Annotated in this window: 26 protein-coding genes, 1 other RNA gene, 1 pseudogene and 1 riboswitch; of the genes and pseudogenes, 8 read left to right on the forward strand and 20 right to left on the reverse strand. The window is 72.8% G+C overall.

Features of this window, described 5'->3' with window-relative positions; all coding sequences use genetic code 11:
* Positions 1–22: 22 nt before the first annotated feature.
* Entirely contained in the window at positions 23–607 is a 585-nt protein-coding gene (locus tag FU792_RS10160) for a DUF2017 family protein (RefSeq protein WP_022926154.1), read from the reverse strand.
* A gap of 3 nt (positions 608–610) precedes the next feature.
* On the reverse strand, positions 611–943 hold the full coding sequence (gene clpS, locus FU792_RS10165) for an ATP-dependent Clp protease adapter ClpS (RefSeq protein WP_022926155.1): 333 nt from the start codon (positions 941–943) through the stop codon (positions 611–613).
* Positions 944–965: 22 nt separating this feature from the next.
* On the opposite strand from clpS, the gene FU792_RS10170 reads away from it, so the two are divergent.
* Entirely contained in the window at positions 966–2,267 is a 1,302-nt protein-coding gene (locus FU792_RS10170) for a nicotinate phosphoribosyltransferase (protein ID WP_022926156.1), read from the forward strand.
* A gap of 140 nt (positions 2,268–2,407) precedes the next feature.
* On the opposite strand, the gene FU792_RS10175 is transcribed toward FU792_RS10170, so the two are convergent.
* Both FU792_RS10175 and FU792_RS17925 read right to left on the reverse strand, forming a co-directional pair.
* Positions 2,408–2,986 (reverse strand): isochorismatase family protein, encoded by a 579-nt coding sequence (locus FU792_RS10175; RefSeq protein WP_022926157.1) that lies wholly within the window; start codon positions 2,984–2,986, stop codon positions 2,408–2,410.
* Positions 2,987–3,020: 34 nt separating this feature from the next.
* On the reverse strand, positions 3,021–3,917 hold the full coding sequence (locus FU792_RS17925; RefSeq protein ID WP_022926158.1) for an RDD family protein: 897 nt from the start codon (positions 3,915–3,917) through the stop codon (positions 3,021–3,023).
* A gap of 220 nt (positions 3,918–4,137) precedes the next feature.
* Between FU792_RS17925 and FU792_RS10185 the strand changes: the two genes are divergently transcribed.
* The gene (locus tag FU792_RS10185) at positions 4,138–5,076 is read left to right on the forward strand and encodes a type IV toxin-antitoxin system AbiEi family antitoxin domain-containing protein (protein WP_161600238.1); all 939 of its coding nucleotides are present in this window, start codon (positions 4,138–4,140) and stop codon (positions 5,074–5,076) included.
* Positions 5,077–5,291: 215 nt separating this feature from the next.
* On the opposite strand, the gene FU792_RS19235 is transcribed toward FU792_RS10185, so the two are convergent.
* Positions 5,292–5,819: a DUF6226 family protein gene (locus FU792_RS19235; RefSeq protein WP_420329320.1), complete on the reverse strand. Its 528-nt coding sequence runs from the start codon at positions 5,817–5,819 to the stop codon at positions 5,292–5,294.
* A gap of 247 nt (positions 5,820–6,066) precedes the next feature.
* Positions 6,067–7,814, reverse strand: a pseudogene (locus FU792_RS10190) (DEAD/DEAH box helicase).
* A gap of 132 nt (positions 7,815–7,946) precedes the next feature.
* On the opposite strand from FU792_RS10190, the gene FU792_RS10195 reads away from it, so the two are divergent.
* Positions 7,947–8,276 carry a DUF3039 domain-containing protein gene (locus FU792_RS10195; protein WP_143553803.1) on the forward strand — a complete coding sequence of 110 codons (330 nt, stop codon included), beginning with the start codon at positions 7,947–7,949 and terminating at the stop codon, positions 8,274–8,276.
* A 120-nt stretch (positions 8,277–8,396) separates the two neighbouring features.
* On the opposite strand, the gene FU792_RS10200 is transcribed toward FU792_RS10195, so the two are convergent.
* The 7 genes from FU792_RS10200 to FU792_RS10230 are packed head-to-tail and all read right to left on the reverse strand — an operon-like array spanning position 8,397 to position 15,764.
* Positions 8,397–8,969 (reverse strand): YqgE/AlgH family protein, encoded by a 573-nt coding sequence (locus tag FU792_RS10200; protein WP_022926164.1) that lies wholly within the window; start codon positions 8,967–8,969, stop codon positions 8,397–8,399.
* Positions 8,966–9,337 carry a VanZ family protein gene (locus tag FU792_RS17160; protein ID WP_022926165.1) on the reverse strand — a complete coding sequence of 124 codons (372 nt, stop codon included), beginning with the start codon at positions 9,335–9,337 and terminating at the stop codon, positions 8,966–8,968. Before FU792_RS17160 ends, FU792_RS10200 begins: the two co-directional genes overlap by 4 nt.
* A gap of 56 nt (positions 9,338–9,393) precedes the next feature.
* Positions 9,394–10,815, reverse strand: a complete 1,422-nt coding sequence (locus tag FU792_RS10210; protein ID WP_149814726.1) for an NAD-dependent malic enzyme — start codon at positions 10,813–10,815, stop codon at positions 9,394–9,396.
* Between the two features lie 15 nt (positions 10,816–10,830).
* Positions 10,831–12,267 (reverse strand): ABC transporter ATP-binding protein, encoded by a 1,437-nt coding sequence (locus FU792_RS10215; protein ID WP_022926167.1) that lies wholly within the window; start codon positions 12,265–12,267, stop codon positions 10,831–10,833.
* On the reverse strand, positions 12,264–13,136 hold the full coding sequence (locus FU792_RS10220; RefSeq protein WP_022926168.1) for an ABC transporter permease: 873 nt from the start codon (positions 13,134–13,136) through the stop codon (positions 12,264–12,266). Before FU792_RS10220 ends, FU792_RS10215 begins: the two co-directional genes overlap by 4 nt.
* Positions 13,129–14,160, reverse strand: coding sequence for an ABC transporter permease (locus FU792_RS10225; protein WP_022926169.1), 1,032 nt, complete (start codon positions 14,158–14,160; stop codon positions 13,129–13,131). The genes FU792_RS10220 and FU792_RS10225 overlap by 8 nt, the downstream gene beginning before the upstream one ends.
* Positions 14,133–15,764, reverse strand: coding sequence for an ABC transporter substrate-binding protein (locus FU792_RS10230; RefSeq protein WP_028131235.1), 1,632 nt, complete (start codon positions 15,762–15,764; stop codon positions 14,133–14,135). The genes FU792_RS10225 and FU792_RS10230 overlap by 28 nt, the downstream gene beginning before the upstream one ends.
* A 67-nt stretch (positions 15,765–15,831) precedes the next feature.
* On the opposite strand from FU792_RS10230, the gene trxA reads away from it, so the two are divergent.
* Positions 15,832–16,221 carry a thioredoxin gene (gene trxA / locus FU792_RS10235; RefSeq protein ID WP_022926171.1) on the forward strand — a complete coding sequence of 130 codons (390 nt, stop codon included), beginning with the start codon at positions 15,832–15,834 and terminating at the stop codon, positions 16,219–16,221.
* A 154-nt stretch (positions 16,222–16,375) separates the two neighbouring features.
* On the opposite strand, the gene FU792_RS10240 is transcribed toward trxA, so the two are convergent.
* The 3 genes from FU792_RS10240 to ssrA all read right to left on the reverse strand — a co-directional run bounded on the left by FU792_RS10240 (position 16,376) and on the right by ssrA (position 18,097).
* On the reverse strand, positions 16,376–17,065 hold the full coding sequence (locus tag FU792_RS10240) for a C40 family peptidase (RefSeq protein WP_238705968.1): 690 nt from the start codon (positions 17,063–17,065) through the stop codon (positions 16,376–16,378).
* On the reverse strand, positions 17,062–17,253 hold the full coding sequence (locus FU792_RS10245) for a hypothetical protein (protein WP_149814728.1): 192 nt from the start codon (positions 17,251–17,253) through the stop codon (positions 17,062–17,064). Before FU792_RS10245 ends, FU792_RS10240 begins: the two co-directional genes overlap by 4 nt.
* Positions 17,252–17,395, reverse strand: a riboswitch (cyclic di-AMP (ydaO/yuaA leader). (Overlaps the previous gene by 2 nt.)
* 332 nt (positions 17,396–17,727) lie before the next feature.
* Positions 17,728–18,097, reverse strand: a transfer-messenger RNA (tmRNA) gene (gene ssrA, locus FU792_RS10250).
* Between the two features lie 123 nt (positions 18,098–18,220).
* Here ssrA and FU792_RS10255 point away from each other — a divergent pair.
* Positions 18,221–18,649, forward strand: coding sequence for a hypothetical protein (locus tag FU792_RS10255; protein WP_022924859.1), 429 nt, complete (start codon positions 18,221–18,223; stop codon positions 18,647–18,649).
* On the opposite strand, the gene smpB is transcribed toward FU792_RS10255, so the two are convergent.
* The gene (gene smpB, locus FU792_RS10260; RefSeq protein WP_022924860.1) at positions 18,633–19,109 is read right to left on the reverse strand and encodes an SsrA-binding protein SmpB; all 477 of its coding nucleotides are present in this window, start codon (positions 19,107–19,109) and stop codon (positions 18,633–18,635) included. The genes FU792_RS10255 and smpB overlap by 17 nt on opposite strands.
* A 110-nt stretch (positions 19,110–19,219) precedes the next feature.
* On the opposite strand from smpB, the gene FU792_RS10265 reads away from it, so the two are divergent.
* From FU792_RS10265 to FU792_RS10275, 3 genes are all read left to right on the forward strand, one after another.
* Positions 19,220–19,510, forward strand: a complete 291-nt coding sequence (locus FU792_RS10265) for a type II toxin-antitoxin system Phd/YefM family antitoxin (protein WP_161600239.1) — start codon at positions 19,220–19,222, stop codon at positions 19,508–19,510.
* Between the two features lie 12 nt (positions 19,511–19,522).
* Positions 19,523–19,948 carry a type II toxin-antitoxin system VapC family toxin gene (locus FU792_RS10270; RefSeq protein WP_022924862.1) on the forward strand — a complete coding sequence of 142 codons (426 nt, stop codon included), beginning with the start codon at positions 19,523–19,525 and terminating at the stop codon, positions 19,946–19,948.
* 86 nt (positions 19,949–20,034) lie between these two features.
* Positions 20,035–20,373, forward strand: coding sequence for a CBS domain-containing protein (locus FU792_RS10275; RefSeq protein ID WP_202980375.1), 339 nt, complete (start codon positions 20,035–20,037; stop codon positions 20,371–20,373).
* Positions 20,374–20,454: 81 nt separating this feature from the next.
* Here FU792_RS10275 and FU792_RS10280 read toward each other — a convergent pair whose 3' ends face one another.
* Genes FU792_RS10280 through ftsE form a run of 3 tightly spaced genes read right to left on the reverse strand, consistent with a single transcriptional unit; the run spans position 20,455 to position 23,770 of the window.
* Entirely contained in the window at positions 20,455–22,149 is a 1,695-nt protein-coding gene (locus tag FU792_RS10280) for a M23 family metallopeptidase (RefSeq protein ID WP_022924864.1), read from the reverse strand.
* Between the two features lie 14 nt (positions 22,150–22,163).
* Positions 22,164–23,087, reverse strand: a complete 924-nt coding sequence (ftsX, locus tag FU792_RS10285) for a permease-like cell division protein FtsX (protein WP_022924865.1) — start codon at positions 23,085–23,087, stop codon at positions 22,164–22,166.
* A complete protein-coding gene (gene ftsE / locus FU792_RS10290) occupies positions 23,084–23,770 on the reverse strand; it encodes a cell division ATP-binding protein FtsE (RefSeq protein WP_337587852.1) in 687 nt (228 codons plus the stop codon). Before ftsE ends, ftsX begins: the two co-directional genes overlap by 4 nt.
* Positions 23,771–23,909: the final 139 nt, after the last annotated feature.

The following is a 23,909-nucleotide window of genomic DNA, read 5'->3' on the forward strand; positions in this document are numbered from 1 at the left end:
AGGCACGCCGACGAGGTATGCCTCAGCGCGCCATGAGCGCCAGCGTCACCGACTCCTGCATCCAGGAGAGGAAGTCGTAGTAGGCCATCTTCTGGGCCAGGGCCGGATCCAGCTCGCTCCTGCCAGCGAGCGCCTCCTCCAGCTCCTCGTGCAGCCGCTCGGAGTCCTCGTCGGTGCGCAGCCCGAGCTGCTCGCCGAGGATGAGCCGGGCGTCGGTGAGGGCCACCGCGAGCGCCCGACCCTGCTCCGGATCCAGCTCGACCCGCGGCGGCTGGGCAGCCTCCAGCGCCGCGATCGCGGTGGACAGCGTGGCGGCCTTGCGCTGGCGCAGCCCGTGCTCGGTGAGCCGCCGGAACTCGCTGGCCTGCTCGTCGTCGTCCCGCGAGGCCGGCGGCAGCAGCCGGCGCAGCGCCGGGTCGCTCGGCTCCTCCGGGTCCACCTCGTCGCCGAGCCCGGCGACCAGGTCGAGGAAGGGGTCCCCGGTGTCCGGCCGCTCCGGCGCGACGAAGTCACGGGTCAGCCGGAGCACGTGGACCACCACGGCGATCTCCTCGGCCTCGAAGGTCCCCACCAGCCGGTCCCCCCGACGACGGAACGCGCGCGCCATACCTCAGTCGTCCTTCTGGAAGGTGGCCCACAGGCCGTAGCCGTGCATGGCCTCGGTGTCGGCCTCCATCTTCTCGCGGGACCCGGTCGAGACGACCGCGCGACCCTGCGTGTGCACGTCCATCATCAGCTTCTCCGCCTTGCTCCTGCTGTAGCCGAAGTGCGTCTGGAAGACCCAGGTGACGTAGTTCATGAGGTTGACCGGGTCGTTCCACACCAGCGTGATCCACGGGGTGTCCGCCTCGGGGCGGTCGAGGACCGCGACACCGCCCTGCTCCTGCGGCGTGGTCTGCGGGTCGGCCGGCGGGGCCGGCGGGCTGGGGGTGTCGATCGGCACGACCCCACCCTAGGCTGCGGGGGTGAGCACGAGCACCGCCCTGCTGACCGACCACTACGAGCTGACGATGATCCAGGCGGCGCTGGCCAGCGGCCACGCCGACCGGCGCTGCGTCTTCGAGGCCTTCGCGCGCCGCCTCCCCGACGGCCGGCGCTACGGCGTCGTCGCCGGGACCGGGCGGGCGCTGGAGGCGCTGCGCGACTTCCGGTTCGGCGAGGAGGAGATCGCCTTCCTCGCCGAGCAGCAGGTCGTCGACCACCCGACCCTGGACTGGCTGGCCGACTACCGCTTCACCGGTGACGTCTGGGGGTATGCCGAGGGCGAGGTCTACGTGCCCGGCTCGCCGCTGCTCGTGGTCGAGTCGACCTTCGCCGAGGGCGTCGTGCTGGAGACGCTCTTCCTGTCGATCCTCAACCACGACTCGGCCGTGGCCTCGGCCGCCTCGCGGATGACGGCGGTGGCGCACGGCCGCCCGTGCATCGAGATGGGCAGCCGCCGGACGCACGAGGAGTCGGCGGTCGCGGCGGCGCGCGCGGCCTACCTCGCGGGCTTCGCCTCCACCTCCAACCTCGAGGCGGGCCGGCGGCACGGCATCCCGACGATGGGCACCGCCGCGCACTCCTACACGTTGCTGCACGACGACGAGCGGCAGGCCTTCGCCACCCAGCTGGAGAGCCTGGGCCTGTCGACCACCCTGCTCGTCGACACCTACGACGTCACCGGCGCGGTCGAGCTCGCGGTCGAGCTGGCCGGGGCGCGGCTCGGCGGGGTCCGGCTGGACTCCGGCGACCTGGTGAGCCAGGCCTTCGAGGTGCGCGCCCAGCTGGACGCCCTCGGCGCGACCGGCACCCGCATCGTGGTCACCAGCGATCTGGACGAGCACGCGATCGCCGCGCTGCAGGCCGCCCCGGTGGACGCCTACGGCGTGGGCACCAAGGTCGTCACCGGCTCGGGCCACCCCGCGGCGGGCATGGTCTACAAGCTCGTCAGCCGGGAGAACGGCGTCGGTCAGATGGAGGGCGTGGCGAAGGCGAGCAAGGACAAGGCCAGCGTGGGCGGGCGCAAGTATGCCCTGCGCCGCCGCTCCGCCGCCGGGCTCGCCACCGAGGAGATCGTCGGCATCCACGAGCACCCCGACGACGACGGCGACGACCGCTCGCTGCTCGTGCCGCTCGTCGAGGGCGGCGAGGTCGTCGCGCCGACCGACGTGCAGACCGCGCGGGCCCACCACGAGATGGCCCGCGCCGAGCTCCCGCAGAGCGCGCTGCGGATGTCGCACGGCGACCCCGCGCTGCCGACGACCTATCTCGACAACTGGAGCTGAGCGGTGACGGCGCTCGACGAGGCCTTCGCGCTCCTGGACGAGGCCGGGGTCGAGCGGGAGACCGGCCCGGTGATGTCACCCGAGGAGCCGCGCCACTCGTCGCCGACGATCGAGAGGACCGGCGCGCGGTGCACGACCGGTCAGCCGATCTCCACCCCGGCCTCGCGCAGCTGGGTCAGCGCCGCGTCCGTGGTCTCCGGGGCGACACCGGCGCACAGGTCGAGCAGGACGGTCGTCGCCAGCCGCTCGCGCCGGGCGTCCAGGGCCGTCGCGCGGACGCAGTGGTCGGTAGCGAGGCCGCAGACCTCGACCTCGTCGATGCCCCGCTCCCCCAACCAGTCAGCGAGGCCGACCTCGCGCCCGTCGACGTCGGTGCTGCCCTCGAAGCCGGAGTAGGCCGCCTCGTGCTCGCCCTTGCGGAAGACCGCCTGGACGTGCTCCAGCGCGCCGGCCAGCTCGGGGCGGAAGTCCGCGCCCTCGGTCCCGACCTCGCAGTGCACCGGCCAGGAGTCCACGAAGTCCGGCTCGCCGTCGGTCGCCCAGTGGTCACCGGGGTCGACGTGCCAGTCGGCGGTGGCGACGACGGCGGCATACCGCCCCGCGTGGGCGGCGACGTGCTCGCTGATCCGGGCGGCGACGGCGGTGCCCCCGGTGACGGGCAGTGAGCCGCCCTCGCAGAAGTCGTGCTGGACGTCGACGACGATCAGGGCGCGGGGCATACCGCCGATGGTGCCACGGGGCTGTCGTGCCCGCTCAGCGCGAGCGCACGACGTTGGTGCGCGCGGCCTTGTCGTGCAGCGCCTGCCTGTTCTTGTCCCACAGCGGCCAGAGCACGTCGAGCAGCGTGAAGAGGCCGAGCGAGCCGAGGATCGGCACGAGCGAACCCAGCAGGTTGGGCCCCTGGTAGACCGCCGAGCGCAGCAGCGTGGCGCCCCACGTGGGCAGCCCCGGCTGGTCGCGCAGCCGCACCCGCAGGCCGGTGAGCAGCTTGCCGACGGTGCCGCCGAAGAACTTCACCATGAGCACCTCGTAGGCGACGCCGAGGAGGGCGCTGATCAGCCCGATGCGCAGCAGCCAGTCCTCCAGGACCACGGGCATGGCGCCGGTGGGGTCGGGGTCGAGGGCGTAGTCCTGCAGCTCGGCGGTGAGCTCGGGGTCGGCGGTCACGGCGACGAGCACCGTGACGAGCCCGAGCCAGAGCAAGGCGTCGATGAGCCGGGCGCCGACGCGGTGCCACCAGCCGGCCAGCGGCTGGCCGTCCGGCGTGATCGTGCGCGGGTCGGGGCGGTAGCCGCCGGGCACCGGGCCGCCCTGCCACTCGCCCTGGTAGGGCTGCTGGCCGGTCTGCCCGGCGTAGGGGTTCGGCTGCTGGTATCCCTGCTGGCCGGAGCCCTGCTGGCCCCAGGGCGACTGGCCGTGCTGGCCCCAGCCCTGCTGGCCGGAGCCGCCCTGACCCCAGCCCTGCTGGCCGTAGCCACCCTGGGCCTGGTCGCTCCCACCCGGCTGCTGCGTCTGTTGGAGCGACTGCCCCGCCTGGGCGAGGTTGGGCTTCTGCTTCGGCGCGGTGTGCGAGGTCCACTGCACGCCGTCCCAGTAGCGGAGGTTCTGCTCGTCCTGCGGGTCGTCGTACCACCCTGCCTGCTGACTCATGGCGGCCAGACTAGCCGCGCAGCGCGTCTGGCCCGAGCACCTCCCTGGGCACGCCACACCAGCCCCAGGCATACCTGTGCACCGTTGCTGGACCGCGACTGACGATATTTCCTCAGCTCTGGCCGTAGAAGCGTGCTCAGGCTGGCCCGCCCCGTTCTCCGGACCCCTCGTTGTGGACAACTTCTACGCCCGGGCGCCCGTCTGCACGATGCTGCCAGACATGGAAGTGGTCATCGCCCACCTCGCGGCTCATGGTGGCGTCGCCAGCGGTGTCGGTCTGCGTGCTCTCGGGGTGACCCCGAGCCAGCTCACCACGCTCGTCCGGTCGGGTGTCCTGGTCCGGATCCGCCGGGACAGCTTTGTGGGCGGTGAGGCATGGCGGTCGGCAGCACCGTGGGAGCGTCTGGACCTGAGCGCCAGAGCCGTCGCGGCGAGCCTGTGCGGCCCCGGCAAGCCTCATGCCCTGAGCCACCACAGTTCCCTGGCGGTGCGCGGCATCGGCAGCTTCGGCGTCGATGGCCGCGTGCATCTCGTCCGCACGGATGGGCAGCGGGGACGCAGCGACGACGTGGTCAAGGTGCATCCACCGGTGCCTTCGGAATGGGCGACCGGGACCGACCCGCCCTCGGTCGAGCCGGCCCTGGCCTGCCTGCAGGTCGCCGGCTCGTTCGGGGTCGTCGCCGGGCTGGTCAGCTCGGACATCGCGCTGCGCCAAGGCGCGACGACCATGGAGGGGCTGCACCATGCGCACCGCGAGGGGTCGTTCGGGCACGGCGCGCCGTCGGTGCGCACCGTGCTCGAGCACGCCACGGGTCTCAGCGGGTCGGCCGGGGAGACCCGGTGCCGCTGGATCATGCTGGAGGCAGGACTGCCGATCCCCGAGCTCCAGGCGATGATCTGCGACGACGACGGCGACCTCGTCGGCTACGTCGACTTCCTGCTGCGTGAGGCCTGGACGATCGTCGAGTTCGACGGGGCACTCAAGTACGGCTCGGCGCAGGACCTCATGGCCGAGAAGTGGCGCGAGGACCGGCTGCGCGCCCTCGGCTACGAGGTGGTCCGCATTACCTGGGAGGACCTGGCACACCCGAAGCGCGTCATCGCCAAGATCCGGGCCGCCATGGCTCGGGGGCTGGCTCGACACACGACCTCTGTCTGAGGTGGGCTCTGGCTACTCAGGCTCGGGGCGGGCTCGCTCGCGGCCCCACCCCTGGCTCACCACCACGCGCGCGTCGTTGGGCAGAGCGACCTGCTCACCTGCGAGGAGTGAGTCCGTGAGCCGGATGAGCTCGGAGCAGCTCCTAGAGCGACCGTGCCCATCGTCTGACACCTGCGTCAGCACCCTGCGGTCGAAGGACCAACCATCGCCCCGTATCAGCACGAAGGGCTCGACCGCGTGCAGCACCAGCTCATCCAGTCCTTCGGACAACGAGCCGCTCCCGTCGTCGCAGGCACGCAACCGCAGTGAGGCAGCTGGCCCAGCAATACACCGGTCTCGCCCAGGGCGATCTCCACGCCGGCCACCAATCCGTCGCCGGCTCTGCCGTCGTGCTCGAGGAGCCAGAAGGGCTGTGCCCTTTCTACCGAGGTAGGAGGCTGGAGCAGGACAGCGCGCTCAGCCGCTCGCTGACCGCTGCCCAGGGGCGCCGGCACCTCCGAGAGGGTCCGCCCGACACGGTCTCGCAGGACCTCGCGCCACACCCTCGCTCGCGCGAGCAGGACCTCGTACCGCCCCGGATCGGTTACCCGCGAGTACTCCTCGTCCCGCGGCGACTCCATCGGTCCGCGCGGGGCGGGCCAGGAGGATTGGTCGAGAAGGGCATACCGGCGGACCACCTCGTCCTGCACGACCTCGCTCATGGCCGAGCACCCTAGTGATGCGGCGCACCCCGCGACACCCATGGTGATGCCGGTCCCAGCCTGGGCACACGAGGTGCAGCCTGGGCACGGTTGCTGGGGCGGAACTGAGGAAATATCCGCCGCTTCGCTCCAGGAAGCATGCACAGGTATGCCTGGGGCGGGTGTGGCGTGCTCAGGTTCGGGTGTGCGTGAGGGCCGGTGCCCCACGCCCGTGGCCGGGCATGCCCCGCTTCCCCGAGGCCGACCCGGCTCCCCCGAAGGCCCGCCCCCGCTCCCCGAGGGCCACCCCTCAGCGGCGGCCGACGAACCACCGCCGGATGGTGTCGATCCGGTCGCGGACCTGCCCCGAGCTCGCCGTCGCCAGCTCCGGGCCGCCGGAGGCGCGGCGCAGCTCGGCGTGGACGACGGCGTGCGGCTGGCCCTTCTTCTGGGCGTATGCCGAGACGAGCTTGTTGAGCTCCTTGCGGTGCTCGGCCAGCGCCCGGTGCGCCGAGACCGCCTCCGCGCGCTCGCGCCCGCCACCCCGGCCGACCTGCGTCTTCTGCCGCTCCCGCAGCAGGGTCGCGACCTGGTCCGGCTCCAGGAGCCCGGGCAGACCGAGGTAGTCGTCCTCGTCCTCCGAGCCCGGCATACCGCCGAGGCCGTACTGCTCGGCGTCGAAGAGCACGTGGTCGAACTCCGCGTCCGACCCGATCGCCTCGTAGCTGCCGGCCAGCTCGTCCGAGGCCCCCTCGTCCTCCTGCGCTGCGGCGACGAGCCCGTCCTCCTCGGACCACAGCTGGTCCTCGTCGGTCTCCTTCCGGTTGAGCGCGTGGTCGCGCTCCAGCTCCATCGACCCCGCGTGGCCCAGGAGCAACGGCACGTTGGGCAGGAAGACCGACGCGGTCTCGCCGCGCCGCCGGGCCCGCACGAAGCGGCCCACCGCCTGGGCGAAGAACAGCGGCGTCGAGGTGGACGTGGCATAGACGCCCACGGCGAGGCGTGGCACGTCGACGCCCTCGGACACCATCCGCACCGCGACCATCCACCGCGCGTCGCCCTGGGCGAACTCCTCGATCCGCGCCGACGCACCCGCGTCGTCGGACAGCACGACGGTCGCGGCCTGGCCGGTGATCTCCCGGAGCTGCTTGGCGTAGGCGCGGGCCGAGCGCTGGTCGGAGGCGATGACCAGGCCGCCCGCGTCCTCGACGTGCCGGCGCACCTCGCTGAGCCGCTTGTCGGCCGCCCGCAGCACCGCCGGGACCCAGTCGCCCGCCGGGTCCAGCGCGGTGCGCCACGCCTGCTTGGTGACGTCCTGCGTCAGCGGCTCCCCCAGCCGCGCCTCGAGCTCGTCGCCGACCTTGGTCCGCCACCGCATCGTGCCGCCGTAGGAGAGGAACAGCACCGGACGCACGACGCCGTCCCGGAGCGCGTCGGCATACCCGTAGGTGTAGTCGGCCGAGGACCGCAGCACGCCCTCGGCGTCCATCTCGTAGCGCACGAACGGGATCGCGGCCGTGTCCGAGCGGAAGGGCGTGCCGGTCAGCGCGAGCCGGCGCGTGGCCGGCTCGAAGGCGTCGCGCACCGCCTCCCCCAGGACAACGCGTCGCCGCCGTGGTGGACCTCGTCGAGGATGACCAAGGTCCGCGCGGCCTCGGTCCGGGCCCGGTGCAGCAGCGGCTTGCTGGCGACACCGGCATACGTCACCGCGACGCCGTCGAAGTCCCGGCTGTGGCGGCCCTGCGCGTTGGCGAAGCGCGGGTCGATCCGGATCCCGACCTTGGCCGCCGCCTCGGCCCACTGCGTCTTGAGGTGCTCGGTCGGCGCGACGACGCAGATCCGCTGCACCTCGCCGCGGTCGAGCAGCTCGGTCGCGACGCGCAGCGCGAAGGTCGTCTTGCCCGCCCCCGGGGTCGCGACCGCGAGAAAGTCGCGGGGCCGCTCGGTGAGGTAGGTCTCCAGCGCGGCGGCCTGCCACGCACGCAACTTGCCCGCCGTGCCCCAGGCGGCGCGCTCGGGGTAGGCGGGGGGCAGGTGGGAGGCGGCTGAGGTGGACATCGGCGACCCAGGATAGGTCGTTTCCGGATCCGACTCACCGGGGCTCGGGCTCAGTCCCCCGACACCCCGGCCGTGGTATGACGCCCGCCTCGCCCGTGCGCACGGCACGGGCGCGACGCCTAGAATCGGGTCATGAGCACGCGCATGTCGGACCAGCCCCTCGACGCCCCGGAGGCCCCCAGCGCCCCGTCGACGCAGACGGCCGTGCTGGAGCGGGAGGACACCCGGGTCGAGCCGGACCTGTCCGAGCCGGGCGACCACGAGCGCTTCTCCCACTACGTCCGCAAGGAGAAGATCATGGAGTCCGCGCTGAGCGGCAACCCCGTGATCGCGCTATGCGGCAAGGTCTGGGTGCCGGGCCGGGACCCGCAGAAGTTCCCGGTGTGCCCGCAGTGCAAGGAGATCTACGAAGGTCTGCGTGAGCCGCAGGACGGCGGCGGCTCGGACGGCGACGAGGGCTGAGGGGCAACCACACGCGACGCTCGGTCGGCGCAGGGGCAACCACACGCGACGCTCGGTCGGCGCAGGGGCAACCACAGGCGACGCCCGGTGGGCGCAAGGGCAACCACACGCGGCGCTCGGTCAGTTGCGCTCGGGTTGCTCGGTGAAGGTCACGAGGAAGGACGCGGCCGAGCGCTGGCGCAGCAGCACGTCGCGCCACAGGTCCTCCGTCTCCTCGCGGAAGGGGTCGCGCGGCTCGCGGGGCACGACGTGCCAGGCCCCCTGCCGGATCTCGGAGTCCAGCTGCCCGGCCGACCAGCCGCTGTAGCCGACGAAGATGCGGAAGGCCCCGAGCTCGGGCACGACGAGCGGTGCCGGCGCGTCGAGGTCGACCAGGCCGATGCCGCCGAAGAGCAGCTGCGTGCCCAGCGGCGGGTCGCCCGGGTCGTGGCCGGGCACGCTCACCAGCCCCATCGCGGTGTCGCGTCCGACCGGCCCGCCGCGGAAGAGCACGCCCGGCTCGGTGACGAACGGCTGCCACTCCGGCAGCACCGCGTCCACGGAGGCCTCCATCGGCTGGTTGAGCACCAGCCCGTGCGCCCCCTCCTCGTCGTGGTGCAGCACGAGGACGACCGACCCGGCGAACGGCTCACCCGTCAGCGGGGTCGCGACCAGCAGCTGACCGACCGCCAGCTCGGGGCTGGGCGTGGTCACCGGGACTCCCCCTGCCGCGCGTCCGCCGCGGTGGTCGCCGTCGCCATGCCCCCATCATGGCCCCACCGGCGCCTCGCCGTCGCGGCGATCCCGACCGCCAGCGCGATGCCGAGCAGGTCTGCGGCCAGGTCCAGCGGGTCCGCCTGCCGCATCGGGGCGAGCAGCTGCTGCAGCGGCTCGCTGACGAGGGCGTGCACCACCAGCACCGGCACCAGCCAGCGCGCCCGGAGCCAGCACGCGAGCAGCGTCGGGATGCCGAAGAGCAGCAGGTGGCCCACCTTGTCCAGGCCCGGTATGCCGTCCGGCCCGGGGGCCTGCGGGGCATACAGGCCGTAGCCTTGCACGAGCAGGGCCACGAGCAGCGCCACCCACCCGAAGAGCCGGATGAGGTCGAGACCGGGCTGCGGACCCGGGGCCAGCGAGGTCAGCTGGACCCCTGGAGCCTCGCCTCGGCCGCGGCCTGCACCGCCTGGGCGACGGCCCCCCCCTTGGTCGCCTTCGGGTTGAAGACGCTCGGGATGATGTAGGTGGGGTTGAGCTCGTCGGCGGACACCACGTCGGCCAGCGCCGTGGCAGCGGCGAGCAGCATCTCGTCGTCGATGTGGTCGCTCTGCGCGTCGAGCAGGCCGCGGAAGACGCCGGGGAAGACGAGCACGTTGTTGATCTGGTTGGCGAAGTCGCTGCGCCCGGTCGCGACGACCGTCGCGTGCTTGCCGGCCTCGACCGGGTCCACCTCGGGGACCGGGTTGGCCATGGCGAAGACGACGGCGTCCTCGTTCATCTGCGCGATGTCCTCGCCGGTGAGGATGCCGCCGGCGGAGACGCCGATGAAGACGTCGGCGCCCACGAGCGCGTCCTTGAGGGTCCCGGTCTCCAACGCCTGGTTGGTCTGGCTCGCGATCCAGGCGAGGTTGCCGTTGTCGCCGCGCATGACGTCCGCGCGGCGCGGGTGGATGATCCCGTCGACGTCGGTCACGATGAGGTCGCGGGCCCCGGCGCGGAGCAGCAGCCGCATGATCGCCGAGCCGGCCGCCCCGGCGCCGGACATGACGATCTTGACGTCGCTGATGTCCTTGTCCACGACGCGCAGCGCGTTGGTGAGCGCGGCCAGCGCCACGATCGCGGTGCCGTGCTGGTCGTCGTGGAAGACCGGGATGTCGAGCTCCTTGCGCAGCCGGGCCTCGATGGCGAAGCAGCGCGGGGCGGAGATGTCCTCGAGGTTGATGCCGGCGAAACCGGGCGCCAGCGCCTTGACGATCCGCACGATCTCGTCGGCGTCGGTGGCGTCGAGGCAGATCGGGAAGGCGTCGATGTCGGCGAACCGCTTGAAGAGCGCGGCCTTGCCCTCCATGACCGGCATCGCCGCGAGCGGGCCGATGTCGCCGAGGCCGAGGACGGCCGAGCCGTCGGTGACGACGGCGACGGTGTTGCGCTTGATGGTCAGGCTGCGGGCGTCCTCGGGCCTCTCCGCGATCGCCTGGCAGATCTTGGCCACGCCGGGCGTGTAGACGAGGGACAGGTCGTCGCGGTTGCGGATCGGCAGCTTGGAGGTGACCTCGAGCTTGCCGCCGAGGTGCGCCAGGAAGGTGCGGTCGCTCACGCGTCCGATCTCGACCCCGTCGACGCCGCTGACCGCCTCGACCACCTCGGCGGCGTGATCGGTGCCGTAGGTCGCGATCGTCAGGTCGGCCTGCAGCCGCTCGGTCCCCGAGTCGCTGATGTCGACCGCCGTCACCATCCCCCCGACGTCGGCCACCGCGGTCGTGATCTCCGAGACGGCGGTGACCCGGGCCGGCAGCTCCAGCCGGACGGTGATGGAGTTGGACACGGACGGAACGGGGCTCATGGGCGCCATTGTGTCCTACCAGGTCACCACCGTGTCGCACCACGTGCGGAGAAGTTCCTCGTCGTGCGAGGCCACGAGCACCCCGCAGCCCGAGCGGTGCTGGTGGGTGTGCACGGCGCGCACCAGGTCGCGCGCCGTGGCCCCGTCGACCATGGACGTCGGCTCGTCCAGCAGCAGGTAGTCGGCGTCCAGCGCGAGCGCCCGGGCCAGGACGACCCGCTGCAGCTGGCCGCCGGAGACCTCGTCGGCGCGCCGGCCGGCGAGGGCCGGGTCGAGCCCGACCCGCTCCAGCAGACCGGCCACGACAGCGCGGTCGTGCGGCATACCCGCGAGCACCAGCGGCTCGACCACAGCGCGCCCGAGCGTCCACCGCGGGTCGACGGACTGCCGTGGGTCCTGCGGCAGGTAGGCGATCCGGCGCCGGACGCTCGCCGGCACCTCGTGACCGGTGCCGCGCACCGGGCGACCGTCGAGCACGACCTGCCCCGCCGCCGGACGGTGCAGCAGCGCCAGGGTGCGCAGGAGCGTGGTCTTGCCCGCGCCCGAGGGCGCCATGAGACCGGTGACCTGGTCGGCGGGGACGCTCAGCGTCACCCCCTCGCGGACGAGGACACCGCGCCCGCGCCGCAGCGTGAGATCGACACCGGCGAGGGTATGCCCCGTCCCCGCGCCGCGCTTCCGACGTCGCCCGGCGTCGTGGTGCCGGGCGCCCCGCACCCGGGCGACCACCTCCTGCGGCGGACCCGCGGGGGCGGTCCGGCCGGCGTCGAGCTCGACGACCCGGTCGGCGACCTGCTCGGCCAGCGTGAGGTCGTGCGTCACGACGAGCACCGCCCGGCCCTCCTCCCGCGCGAGCCGGGCCAGCCCGGCCCCGACCGCCTCGGCGCGTGGCCGGTCCAGCCCGGTGGTCGGCTCGTCGGCCAGCACCAGCCGAGGGTCGCCCAGCAGCGACAGCGCGTTGGAGACCCGCTGCGCCTGCCCCCCGGAGAGCTGCGAGGGCAGCCGCGCGCCCCACGCCGGGTCGACGTCGTGCCGCTCCATGGTGGCCACCACCGCAGCGCCGACCTCGGGCCGCGGCACGTGCACCCGGGCCTTCTCGACCAGGTGGCTGCGGACGGTCAGCACCGGCGTGAGCGAGCCGACCGGGGCCTGCGGCAACCAGGCCGTGAGCCGTCCTCGCAGCCGCTCCCGGGTGGGGCGGCCCGGGTCGAGCAGGTCGACCGTGGCGGGCTCGCCGTGCCACCGCGCGCTCCCCCGCACCAGCGCGCCCGGCGGCAGCAGTCCGAGCAGCGCCGAGGCGAGGGTCGACTTGCCGGCGCCGCTGGGCCCCAGCAGCACGACGACCTCGCCCTCGCGCACGTCGAGGTCCACCTCCTCGAGGACCACCTGCTCCCCGCCGGCCCCGTCCGGCAGGGCGACGCCGAGCCCGCGCACCTGCAGGCCGCCGGTCATACCCGTCCCCTCCCCGCCGGTCGCAGCCGCTCGGCGACGGCGAAGACGAGCAGGCTCAGGGCGACGAGCAGCAGCCCGGGCAGCACCGCGGGCCACCAGTGCCCGGCGAGCACGGCGGAGCGGGACTGCTCGATGATCGTGCCGAGCGAGGCCCGGTCGTCCGGGAGGCCCAGGCCGAGGAAGCTCAGCGCCGACTCGTGCATGATCGCGTGCGGCACCATGAGCACGCTGGCCAGGAGCACCCGCCCCATGACGTGCGCGAGGAGGTGCTGGCGCAGCACCCACCAACGGCCCGCGCCGGCTCCGACGGCAGCCTCGACGAAGCCGGCCCGGTCCAGCGCGAGCAGCTCGGCCCGCACGAGGCGCGCGGTGGTCGTCCAGTGGGTGAGCGCGACGCTGATGACGACGCTGGACAGCGAGGGTCCGAGCAGGGCGACGATGACGATGCCGAGCACGAGGTGCGGCAGCGCGTTGACCGCGTCCACCAGGCGCATGAGCGTGGAGTCCAGCCAGCCGCCGCCCCGGCCGGCCGTCATGCCTGCGGCCGCGCCGACCACGACGCCGACGACGCTGGAGACGGCCGCCGCGACGAGCCCGACGAGCAGCGAGACCCTGGCGCCGGACAGCGACCGGTCGAGCAGGTCGCGCCCCGCCTGGTCGGTGCCGAAGGGGTGCTCGGGTGAGGGTGGGAGGTAGGCCCGGGCGAAGTCCGCGCCGCCCGCGCCCCCGACGAGGTCGACCGCGAGCAGGACGAGCAGGAGCAGGCAGGCCGCGACGGCCCAGCCGAACGGCGAGCGGCTGCGGGTGCGTCCGGCCCTGGCCACGGTCCCGGGGCCTCCGTCGCGCACCGGCCGCCAGGGCTCAGCCATCGCGCTGCCCCACCCTCGGGTCGACCCAGCGGTAGGCGAGGTCGGCCGCCAGGTTGCCGAGCACCACCAGCACCGTCGTGAGCACGGTGAGCGCAGCGAGCAGCGCGAAGTCGAGCCGCAGTGCCGCGTCCACCGTCGCGCTCGCGATCCCGGGCCAGGAGAAGACGGTCTCGACGAGCACCGCCCCCGTGATGAGCTCGGGCACGCGCACGCCGAGCACCGTGACCAGCGGGAGCAGCGCCGGGCGCACCGCGTGCGAGCGCAGCAGCCGGCCCCGGGGTATGCCGCGGGCCCAGGCCGCGCGGACCGGCGCCCCGACGAGCGCGTCCCGGGAGGCGTCACGCACGACGAGGACGAACCACGGCAGGTGCGCGAGGGCCAGCACGAGCACGGGCAACACGGCGTGCCGCAGGACGTCGCCCGGCTCGACCCCGCTGGCCTGGGGTGACGTCGCTCCCCCGGTCGGCAGCCAGCCGAGGGCCACGGCGAGGACCCAGACCGCGATCAGCCCGATCCAGAAGGGTGGCGAGGCCTGCACGGCCAGCATCCCGGGGCCCACGAGCCGGTCCAGGACCGACCCGGGGTGCGTGCCCGCCCAGCCGCCGAGCGCCACCCCGACCGGGATCGAGACGACCAGCGACGCGGCGACCAGGCCGAGCGTCCACGGCAGCCGCTGCCCGACGACCGTGCTCACCGGGGCGCGCTGGCTGCTGGAGTAGCCGAGATCTCCGGTCAGCGCGTTGCCCCACCAGGTGAGCCACTGCTGCACCGCCGAGGTGTCCTCCATGCGGGCGCGCATCGCCTCCAGCGTGGGCCCGTCCAGGGTGAGCGCCCGCTCGCCGAGGGCGGCGATGACCGGGTCGAAGGGCGAGCGCTGCGCCAGCGCGAACATCACCAGCGTGACCACCCCCGCGAGCACCGGCAGCAGCAGGAGCCGGCGGGCCACGAGGGCGCCGGTCCCGCCGCCTCTGGTGCCCGCTCCGGGGCGCGGCCGGGTCAGCCCGCGGGGTCGGTCGTGGTCCATGCCGGGAGGTTCCACCAGGGCCCGCCCTGGAGCCCGTGCTCGTGCGGCTCGACCAGCGGCACGTCCCAGCCGCTCCAGGTGTCGGCGCGGATCACGTAGTCGTGCTCGACGTAGGCGAGGAAGACCCACGGCAGGTCCTGCGCGAGCTGCTCCTGCACCCGTTGGTATGCCTGCACCCGCTCGTCCTCGGCCTGCGCCGAGCGCCCGTCCTCCAGCGCCGCGTCCATGGCCTCCGAGGCATACCCGCCGGGGTTGTCGAAGCCCTGGAAGGCGCGTGAGGAGTGGAAGAGGGGGTAGGTCGACAGGTCGGCGTTGTAGGGGTTGCCGCTGCCGTAGACGAGGGCGTCCTCGCGCATGCGGGGCTCGATCGCCTCCCAGCTCAGACCCTCCGGCTCGACCTCGATGCCGAGCTCGGCCGCCTGCGCCTGGACCGCCAGGGCGACGTTCTGCCGCAGCGTGTCGCCCGCGGGATACATCAGCGTGAAGCGGGCGCGCTGACCGTCGCGGGCGCGGGTGCCGTCGGCCTGCTCGACCCAGCCGGCCTCGTCCAACGTCGTCGTGGCGGCCTGGACGTCGGTCTCGACCTCCACGACGCCGGCGTACTCCGGCGCCTCGGGGGGGATGGGCCCGTAGGCGGGGCGACCGGCCCCGGCGAGAGCGCCGTCGACGAGCGCCTGCCGGTCCAGCCCCTGGTGCAGCGCCGCGCGGATCGCCGGGTCGCCGGCGACCGGGTGCTCCTCGGGCAGGACGAGCGCCCGGAAGTCGGCGGTGTCGCGTCGGACGACCTCGAAGTCGTCGTCCTGCTCGACCCGGTCCAGCGCCTGGGCCGGGAGCAGCGCGCCGTCGACCTCGCCGGAGGCGACCCGGGCGGCCCGGGCGGCGTCGTCCTCGACGAAGACGAAGGTCGCGCGCTGCACCTGCGGCTGCTCGCCCCAGTAGTCGTCGTAGCCCGCGAGGACCACGCGCTCGCCGGGGCGGTAGGTCTCGATGGCGTAGGGACCGGTGCCGACGACGTCGGCGGAGGCGGCGGGCTCGGGGTCCAGCGACTCCGCGGGCACGATGCCCAGCACGGTCGCGGCGACGAAGGACGACTGCGGCTGGGAGAGCCTGAAGCGGACAGTCGTCTCGTCCACCGCCTCGACCGCCTCCAGCGCCGTCAGGTCGGCAGCTACCGGCGACGCGGTCTCGGGGTCGATCGCGGTCTCGTAGGTCGCGACGACGTCCTGCGCGTCGAGCTCGCTGCCGTCGTGGAAGGTCACGTCCTCGCGCAGCGTGAAGGTATACGTCAGCCCGTCGGCGGAGACCTCCGGCAGGTCGGTGGCCAGCAGCGGTTCCTGCTCCAGCTCCGCGGTCAGGCGCACCAGTCCCTCGACGACCTTGCCGTCGCCCCACCGGGCATACCCGAGGACGGGGTTGAAGCTGTCCGGCTCGCCGCCGGTCGCGATGACGACCTCGCTCCCCGCGCCGCTGTCGTCGCCCTCGGTCGCCGCACCGCCCGTATCACCCGATCCCTGCTGGGTCGGGTCGGTGCAGGCGGTGACGGCGAGCAGGGCGCCGAGCACCAGGACGGGACCACGAGCGGCCTTACCGCGAGTCATTCGCATGTGGCGACGCTAGCAGGCAGCTCCCGCGGCTCGGAATCAGGCGGCGGACGTGCTTGTTGGACTGACCATGAGCACCGTAGACCTGACCGCCGACACCTTCGAGCAGACCGTCACCGGCAACGACATCGTGCTGGTCGACTGGTGGGCCGAGTGGTGCGGTCCGTGCAAGATGTTCGCGCCCAACTACGAGAAGGCCTCGGAGAAGTACGACGACGTCGTCTTCGGCAAGGTCGACACCGAGGACCAGCAGGCGCTGGCCCAGGGAGCCGGGATTTCCTCGATCCCGACGATCATGGCCTTCAAGGAGGGCGTCCTCGTCTTCCGCCAGTCCGGCGCCCTGCCGGCACGCGACCTCGAGTCCGTCGTGGACCAGGTCCGCGCCCTCGACATGGACGAGGTCCGCGCCAAGCTGGCCGAGGCCGAGGCGCAGGAGGCGCAGCCCGCCTCGCAGTCCTGACGGCGCCACGCCCGACGCCGACCGGCCCCAGCGTTCACGTGAACGCTGGGGCCGATCCTTGCGGGCGCGCCGTCGGCCCAAGGCGGTCACCGGGGTATGCCGAGGGCCCCGGCCGACGCTGCGGTCCGGGGCCCTCGGTGCGGCCGAGAAGGGGTCAGCCGACCCGACCGTAGCCGGAGACGCCACCGAAGACGGCGCGGTACTGGGTCGGGATGCCGGGGCGGCCCGAGTCGTACATCATGCCGTTACCGGCGTAGATGCCGACGTGGTAGGCCGGGTAGCCGAAGAACACCAGGTCGCCGGGCTGGGGGCTGCTGACCGGGGTGGCGTAGGACTGCTGGGCCGCAGCGGTGCGCGGCAGCGAGATGCCGGCCTGGCCGAAGACCCAGGAGGTGTAGCCGGAGCAGTCGAAGCCGGTGGCGGGGCTGGAGCCGCCGTGGGCGTAGGGGTAGCCGGTGTAGGCGGCCGCGATGTCCAGGATGCCACCGGTGGGGGCCGGAGCGGCGGGCTCCGGCTCGGGCTCGGCCTGGACGGCCGGCTCGGCCTCGACGACGGGCTCGGGCTGGGCCTGACGCTCGTTGTCGCGGCTGGCGGTGGTCTCCTCGCGGGCGGCGACCTGCTCGCTCGCCTGCTCGGTGACCGGAGCAGCCTGCTCGGTGGCCGGGGCAGCCTGCTCGGTGGCCGGGGCAGCCTGCTCGGTCTGCTCGACCGGGGCGGGCTCCTCCTCGACGACCGGGGTGTAGGCGGAGAAGCCGCCGACGCCGAAGGAGGCCAGGTCGACGTCCTCGGGCGCGGCCACGGCCTCGGCCGGGCGGTCCACGGTCACGGTGCGGTCGGCGTTCACGTCGACCCCCAGCGCGGCAGGCCCTCACCACGGTCCTGGGACAGGTCCGGGGCGGCGTTGGCGCTCAGGGTCGCGCCGGCCAGCAGCCCGGTCGAGGTGGCCGCGACGGCCGCCGTGCGGGTGAGAGCGGTGCTGGTCGTGCTGAGACGACCGGGCCGACGGTGGCGGCCGGTGATGCGCTGCGTCATGTAGATCCTCCAGTGCCTGCGGGGTGAGCTGTCGGGCTCGGGCTGGAGTGCCCCTGGTCCGACCGAGCCGGACCGTTCGCCCCGAGGAGCCAGGTCCGGCTCCAGAGGTGGTTCCCCCGCTCCTGTCAAGCGGTGTTCGTACGTGCCACGGCCCCGGGTGCGCGCGGACAGGACTAGGCAGTCACGCTTCGGGGATCCCCCCAGGGAGGAGGACCTGACGAGCGTAGCGACTGTCGACGTGGAATGTCACATTTCGATAACGGCGGCGACGGTTCCTCACCCCTGCCCCGCCCGCGACGACCCTGTTGACCTGCACAGATACGGTCGTGACCGGGGTCCGCGAGGTCGCGCGTGGGCCAACTCACGGCAGGCCCGTGTCGCGGGAGACGAGCACCGACCCCGCGGCGGGGTCCCCTGCATAGACGCGTGGTGGTCAGCTCCGATGGGCGACGACCTGCACAGCGTGAGACACGTGGGTGGAGGTGGCGGGAATCGAACCCGCGTCCGTTACCGAGAAATCAGGGCTTCTCCGGGTGCAGTGCGCTGTGGATTTTCTCGGCCCCAGGGCTCGCGCGCACACGTTCCCTGACAGGCCCAGTCGAGTGGGAGTCCCACGTGATCCCTCGAGCGCAGATCACGCAGCAAGTCATCTAGATGATGCCAGGATCTGAGCCGATGACGAGCTCAGGCTGACAGACTTCGGGCTCGCTCAGGCGGCGAGGGCGAAGTCGCTGCGCTTGGAATTGGCAGCTATTGGTTTCGCAAGGAGCGTTTGACGAGATGACCTTGCATCCTCGACCCGCTTCCCCTGAAGTGTCGAGCAACGTCGAAACCGATCACCCCCATGGGGGTGTCTCACGCTGTGCAGTTGTCAAACTGCGCGGCCGTAGCCGGGCAGACGATCATTCTAGTGGGTCAACGCGCGCCGGGCCACGCACATTCCGCACGCCGTGAGAGGGTCGCTGCCATGACCACCCCCACGGGCACGAGCGGCGCCCCGACCGACCTGAGGCCGTTGACGATCATGGTCGGCGCGATGGCCGGTGCGCTGGTCGTCATCGGTGTCGTCCTGACCTTCCTCGGGGCCGAGATGGCGGTGCCCTCGACGTGGGCGCTGCTCGTGGTCGCTGCCGCCACCCTCGGAGCCTGGGCGCTCGTGCTGGTCATGCCGCCTCCGCGAGCCCCTCAGGGCGCGTCCCTGGCCGCCGCCGTGTCCCCCGTCGTGGTCTTCCGCGCCGCGGTCCTGGAGGCTCCGGCGATCATCGGGCTGATGCTGTTCTTCATCAACGGGCCCTCGCTGCTGATCTACGCCCTGCCGGCGGTCTTCGCGATCGCGGGGATGGTGCTCTTCGCCCGCCCGTCGGTGGTGGCGCGGCGCCTCAGCCGTGCCGCTTGAGGTGGGCTGACATCGCCCGGTCGGCCTCGCGCCGGTCCTGCCGCTCGCGCAGCGTCTGCCGCTTGTCGTGCAACTTCTTGCCCTTGGCCAGCGCGATCTCGACCTTCGCGCGGCCGTCGACGAAGTAGAGCGAGAGCGGCACGATCGTGTGCCCGGCCTGCTCGGCCTTGGCGACCAGCTTGTCGATCTGGTCGCGGTGCAGCAGCAGTTTGCGACGCCGGCGCGCGGAGTGGTTGGTCCACGTGCCCTGGGTGTACTCCGGGATGTGCACCCCCTCCAACCACAGCTCGCCCTGGTACTGCGTGGCATACCCGTCGACCAGGCTCGCTCGCCCGTGCCGCAGCGACTTCACCTCGGTCCCGGTCAGCACGAGGCCGGCCTCGACGGTGTCCTCGATGAGGTACTCGTAGCGGGCCTTCTTGTTGCTGGCGATCAGCTTGCGTCCGGAGTCCTTGGGCATGGCCGGTCTAGTCTAGGTGAACCACCGGTATGCCGTCCGCCGGTTTCTGGCGTCGAGGCTGAGCGAACCACTCCTTGTGCCTTGGTGTACGTGGTCGAACGATGACGATCATGACCACGATGACGAGCAGCGCCGCTCGCGCCGGTCTACCCGAGATCCTGGATCGGGTCGCGGAGGGCGAGGAGGTGACGATCACGAGGCACGGGAGACCCGTCGCCGTGGTCGTCCGGCCCGATGTCCTGCGCATCCGGAGGGCGGAGGCCCTCATCGCGGACGCCGACGAGTTGCGGGACATGCTGGAGGCGGCGCGTCATGCGCCACTGTCAGCCGCGGGAACGATCTCCCCTGATCGGGCGCGGCAGATGGTCGCCGACCTCGCTCGCGACCGTGATCCTCGCTGACAGCTGATCCGCATGGATGCCTTCGATGCCGACGTCCTCATCTACGCAGCCGCCCCGGACGATCCTCTCGGGCGTCCGGTCCGTCAGCTGTTCGACGCGGCGACGACCGACGGCACTGTGGGAGTTGGTTCGGTCCTGCTCCTGCCCGAGGTGCTCACCGAACCTCGACGAGCCGGCCGGGACGAGGAGGTGTCGGCCCTGCTCGGCCTCCTCTCGCGCCTGACGCTCCTGCCTCTGGACGTGAGCACCGCTCGCCTCTCGGTGTCGCTCGGAAGTACCTACGGTCTACGGCCTGCCGACGCGGCCCACCTGGCGACGGCCGTGGTCGCCGGTGCGACGCGTTTCATCACCAACAACACCGAGGACTTCTCCCGCGAGATAGCCGAGATCCAGATCACCGATCCCGCCGACCTTCGGTCGTCCACGCAGGGCACGTAGACGGATGGTGCTCCGGTTGCCGCCGTGCCGGGGTCCGGGCAGGGTGGGGCGGCAGGAGAAGGACCGCCCGACCACGAGGAGTGAGCATGACCACCGCACGCGACATCATGACCCCGCAGGCCCATACCGTCGGCGACAGCGCGTCGCTGGTCGAGGCCGCCACCCTCATGCGCGACCACGGCGTGGGGGCGCTGCCGGTCACCTCGGACGACGGAGCCCTGGCCGGCATCATCACCGACCGCGACATCGTCGTGAACGGCGTCGCGGCCTCGCACGACGTGGGCGCGGTCGCCGTGGGCACGGTCACGCAGGGGATCGTCTCGACGGTCTCGCCCGACGAGGACGTCGACCGGGTGGTCGCGTCATGGGCGACCAGCAGATCAAGCGGCTCGTCGTCGTCGACGGTCACGACGTGGTGGGGATGATCAGCGAGTCCGACCTCGCCCGGAGCGTGGACGAGGACAAGATCGTCGACTTCGTCAAGCGGGTCTACGGCCGCAGCTGACTCAGAGCCAGCCGCGCGGGTTGGCCGGCGCGCCGTTCTCCCGCGTCTCGAAGTGCAGGTGGCAGCCGGTCGAGGAGCCGGTCGTGCCGACATACCCGAGCAGCTGCCCGCGGCTGACGGACTGACCGGCGGAGACCACCGCCGCGCTCTGGAAGTGCAGATAGCTCGTGGTGAGGTTCACCCCCCGCTGCACCCCGTGGTCGACGATCACCATGTTGCCGCCGCCGGCGTCGAAGGAGGAGCTGTAGACGACGCCGTCCGCGGCGGCGACCACGGGGGTGCCGCAGCCGGCGCCGAAGTCCATGCCCGCGTGCAGCCGCCACATCTGGTAGACGGGGTGGAAGCGGTTGCCGAACTCGCTGGTGATCGGGGCGTTGACCGGCGACGACAGCACCCCGGATGAGCCGGCCTCCGCCGCGCTGCGCTCCTCCTCGGCCGCCCGCGAGGCCCGCTCCTGCTCGGCGGCACGGTCCGCTGCCTCCCGCTGGGCAGCCTCCTGCGCCGCCTGCGCGGCAGCAGCGGCCTCGGCCTCCGCAGCCTCGGCACGGCGCGCCGCCTCCGCAGCGGCGGCCTCGTCCCGGAGCCGCTGCGCCTCGGCCTGCGCGGCGCGCTGACGCTCGGCCTCCCGCTCGGCGGCCCGCTGGCGCGCCGCCTCCTCCTCGGCGGCCTTCTTCGCCGCGGCCTCGGCGGCCGCCTTGCGACGCGCCTCCTCCTCGGCCTTGCGCCGGGCCTCCTCCTCGGCGATCCGCTGGAGCTCGGCCTCCTCCTCGGTCTGCAGCCCGTGCTTGGTCTCGGCCAGCGCCGCCAGCTCGCTCTCCAGGTCCTGGGCGCGCTGCTCCTCAGCCGCGAGGGACTCCTCGACCTTGGTCCTCTCGGTCTCCAGGTCGGCCTTGGCCTGCTCCTGCTGGGCCTCCAGCTCCTCGAGCTCGACCTTCGCGGCGTCCGCCGCCGCCCGCGCCTGCTCCTTGGCGATGACGTTGGCCTCGGCCTTGGCCAGCAGGTAGTCGATGTCGGACCGGATCCCGGTGAGCCGGTCCTGCTCGGCGACCTGCTCGGCCTCCTGGGTCGCGAGCTGCTGGATCTGCTGGTCCTGCACCCGCAGCACGGTCCGCGCCATCGACATCTGGTCCACCGCGTCCGCCTCGCCGGAGAGCAGCTCCAGGGTGGTGGCGAGCGAGCCCATACCCCCTTCCTTGTAGCTCTCCCGCGCGATCGCGCCGACCGTGGAGCGCGTCTGCTCCTGGTCGGAGGCGACCTGCTCGATCGAGTCCTCGATCTGCGCCTCGTTCTCCCGCGCGACCGCGAGCTCGCCCTCGATCCGCTCGGTCTCGGCCTCGGCGTCGGCGAGGTCCAGCTCGGCCTCGTCGAGCACGACCCGCGCCTGCTCGACCTTGCCCTCGGTCTCGGCCAGCCGGGCCTGCGCGGTCTCGAGCTCCGCGCTGAAGTGCTCGTGCTCCTCGTGCAGGTCCTCGACCCGCTGCTCCCCCGCATCCCGCTCGTCCGCGGCCGACCGCCGCTCCTGCTCGACCTTGGCGAGCCGCTCGCGGATGTCCTCCAGCTCGTCGGAGGCCAGGGCCGGGGTCGCGACCCCGAGCGCGCCGACGAGCGCGACGGCGAGCGCACGCCGGACCCGCGGTCGGTAGGTCGGTTGCCGGGTCGCGCCGCTCTCGCGCGGGGTGCGGGACGTGGGTGCCATGCGGTGTCTCCTTCTCAGACCCTGACGTGGCGCAGCAGCGCCATCCAGGAGGTCACGGCGGCGAGCAGGACGGCGCCGCCGACGAGGAACGGGGTGAGGAACCAGAGGTCGCGCTCGCCGACGAGGCTCACCAGGCCGCTCTCACCGGCGAGCAGCTCGGACAGGAAGCCGCTGATGCCGAAGCGCACGGTCGCCCAGAGCAGACCCACCGCCAGCGCGGCGCCGAGCAGCGCCGCGACGACGGTCTCGAGGACGAACGGCAGGTGGATGGAGAAGGCGGAGGCCCCCACCATGCGCTGGATCGCGGTCTCCCGTCGCCGGGTCCACGCGGTGAGCCGGATCGTCGTCGAGATGAGCAGCACGGCGCAGACGACCATCGCCACGGCGAGCGCCAGCGCGCCCCAGCTCAGGGCACCGAGGAAGGCGAGGAGCTTGTCGACCACCTCGCGCTGGTCCTCGACGCTGTCCACGCCGGGCGCCTGCTCGAAGGCGGCGCGGATGACGTCGTACTTCGAGGGGTCGGACAGGTTGACGCGGAAGGAGGCGGGGATCGACTCCTGCGGCACCGAGTCCAGCGCCGAGCTGTTGCGGAACTGCTCGGTGAAGCGCTCGTATGCCTCCTCGTTGGACTCGTAGAAGTACTCGGTGACCAGCGGCTCCAGCCCCTGCAGGTCGGCCTCGACCTGGTCACGCTGCTCCGGGGTGACCGCGCCGCCGGCGCAGCCCGGGGCGTCGGTCGAGTCAGGGGTGCACAGGAAGATCGAGACCTGGACCCGGTCGTACCACTCCCCCTTGGCCGTGTTGACCTGCGCCTGCGCGAGCAGCCCGACGCCGAGGAAGAAGAGCGAGACCATCGTCACGAGGACGACGGAGACGAACATCGAGAAGTTGCGGCGCAGGCCGTTGCCGACCTCGCCCAGCAGGAAGCCCGGCCTCACGACACGACCACCTGCCGGTAGCCGCCCTCGGCCTGGTCGCGCACGACCTCGCCATCACGCAGCTGGACGACGCGCTTGCGGAACTGGTCGACGATCGTCGTGTCGTGCGTGGCCATGAGCACCGTGGTCCCCGCCCGGTTGATCCGGTCCAGGATCGCCACGATCTCCTGGCTGGTGTCCGGGTCGAGGTTGCCGGTCGGCTCGTCGGCCAGCAGGATCGGCGGCTTGTTGACCATCGCGCGCGCGATCGCGACCCGCTGCTGCTCCCCGCCGGACAGCTCGTGCGGCAGCCTCCTGCCCTTGCCCTCCAGGCCGACGAGGGCCAGGGTCTCGGGGACCCGCTGCCGGATCTCGTGCCGGCTCGCGCCGAGCACGTGCAGCACGTAGGCGACGTTCTGGTCGACGGTCTTGCCCGAGAGCAGCCGGAAGTCCTGGAAGACGGTGCCGATCTGGCGCCGGAGCAGGTGCACGCGGCGGGCCGCCAGCTCCCCGAGGTCGTGCCCGGCGACGAGCACCCGCCCGGAGGAGGGCCGCTGCTCGAGGATCACCAGGCGCAGGAGCGAGGACTTGCCGGAGCCCGACTCCCCCACGACGAAGCAGAACTCGCCCCGGGTGACGTCGAGGTCGACCTCGCGCAACGCCCAGGGGTCGCCCTTGGCGTAGCGCAGACTGACGCGCTCCATCGTGATCATCCGGGCGGGACTCCAGAGGTTCGTGTGACAGATGTGACGAGAGGGCAGGGAGTGTCGACCGCGACACACGCTAACCGATGAGGTCCTAGGGTCAAGGGTTCCCACGCCGACCACGCCCGGAGCGATACCA

The organism is Serinicoccus marinus DSM 15273 (assembly GCF_008386315.1).
Lineage (GTDB): Bacteria > Actinomycetota > Actinomycetes > Actinomycetales > Dermatophilaceae > Ornithinicoccus > Ornithinicoccus marinus.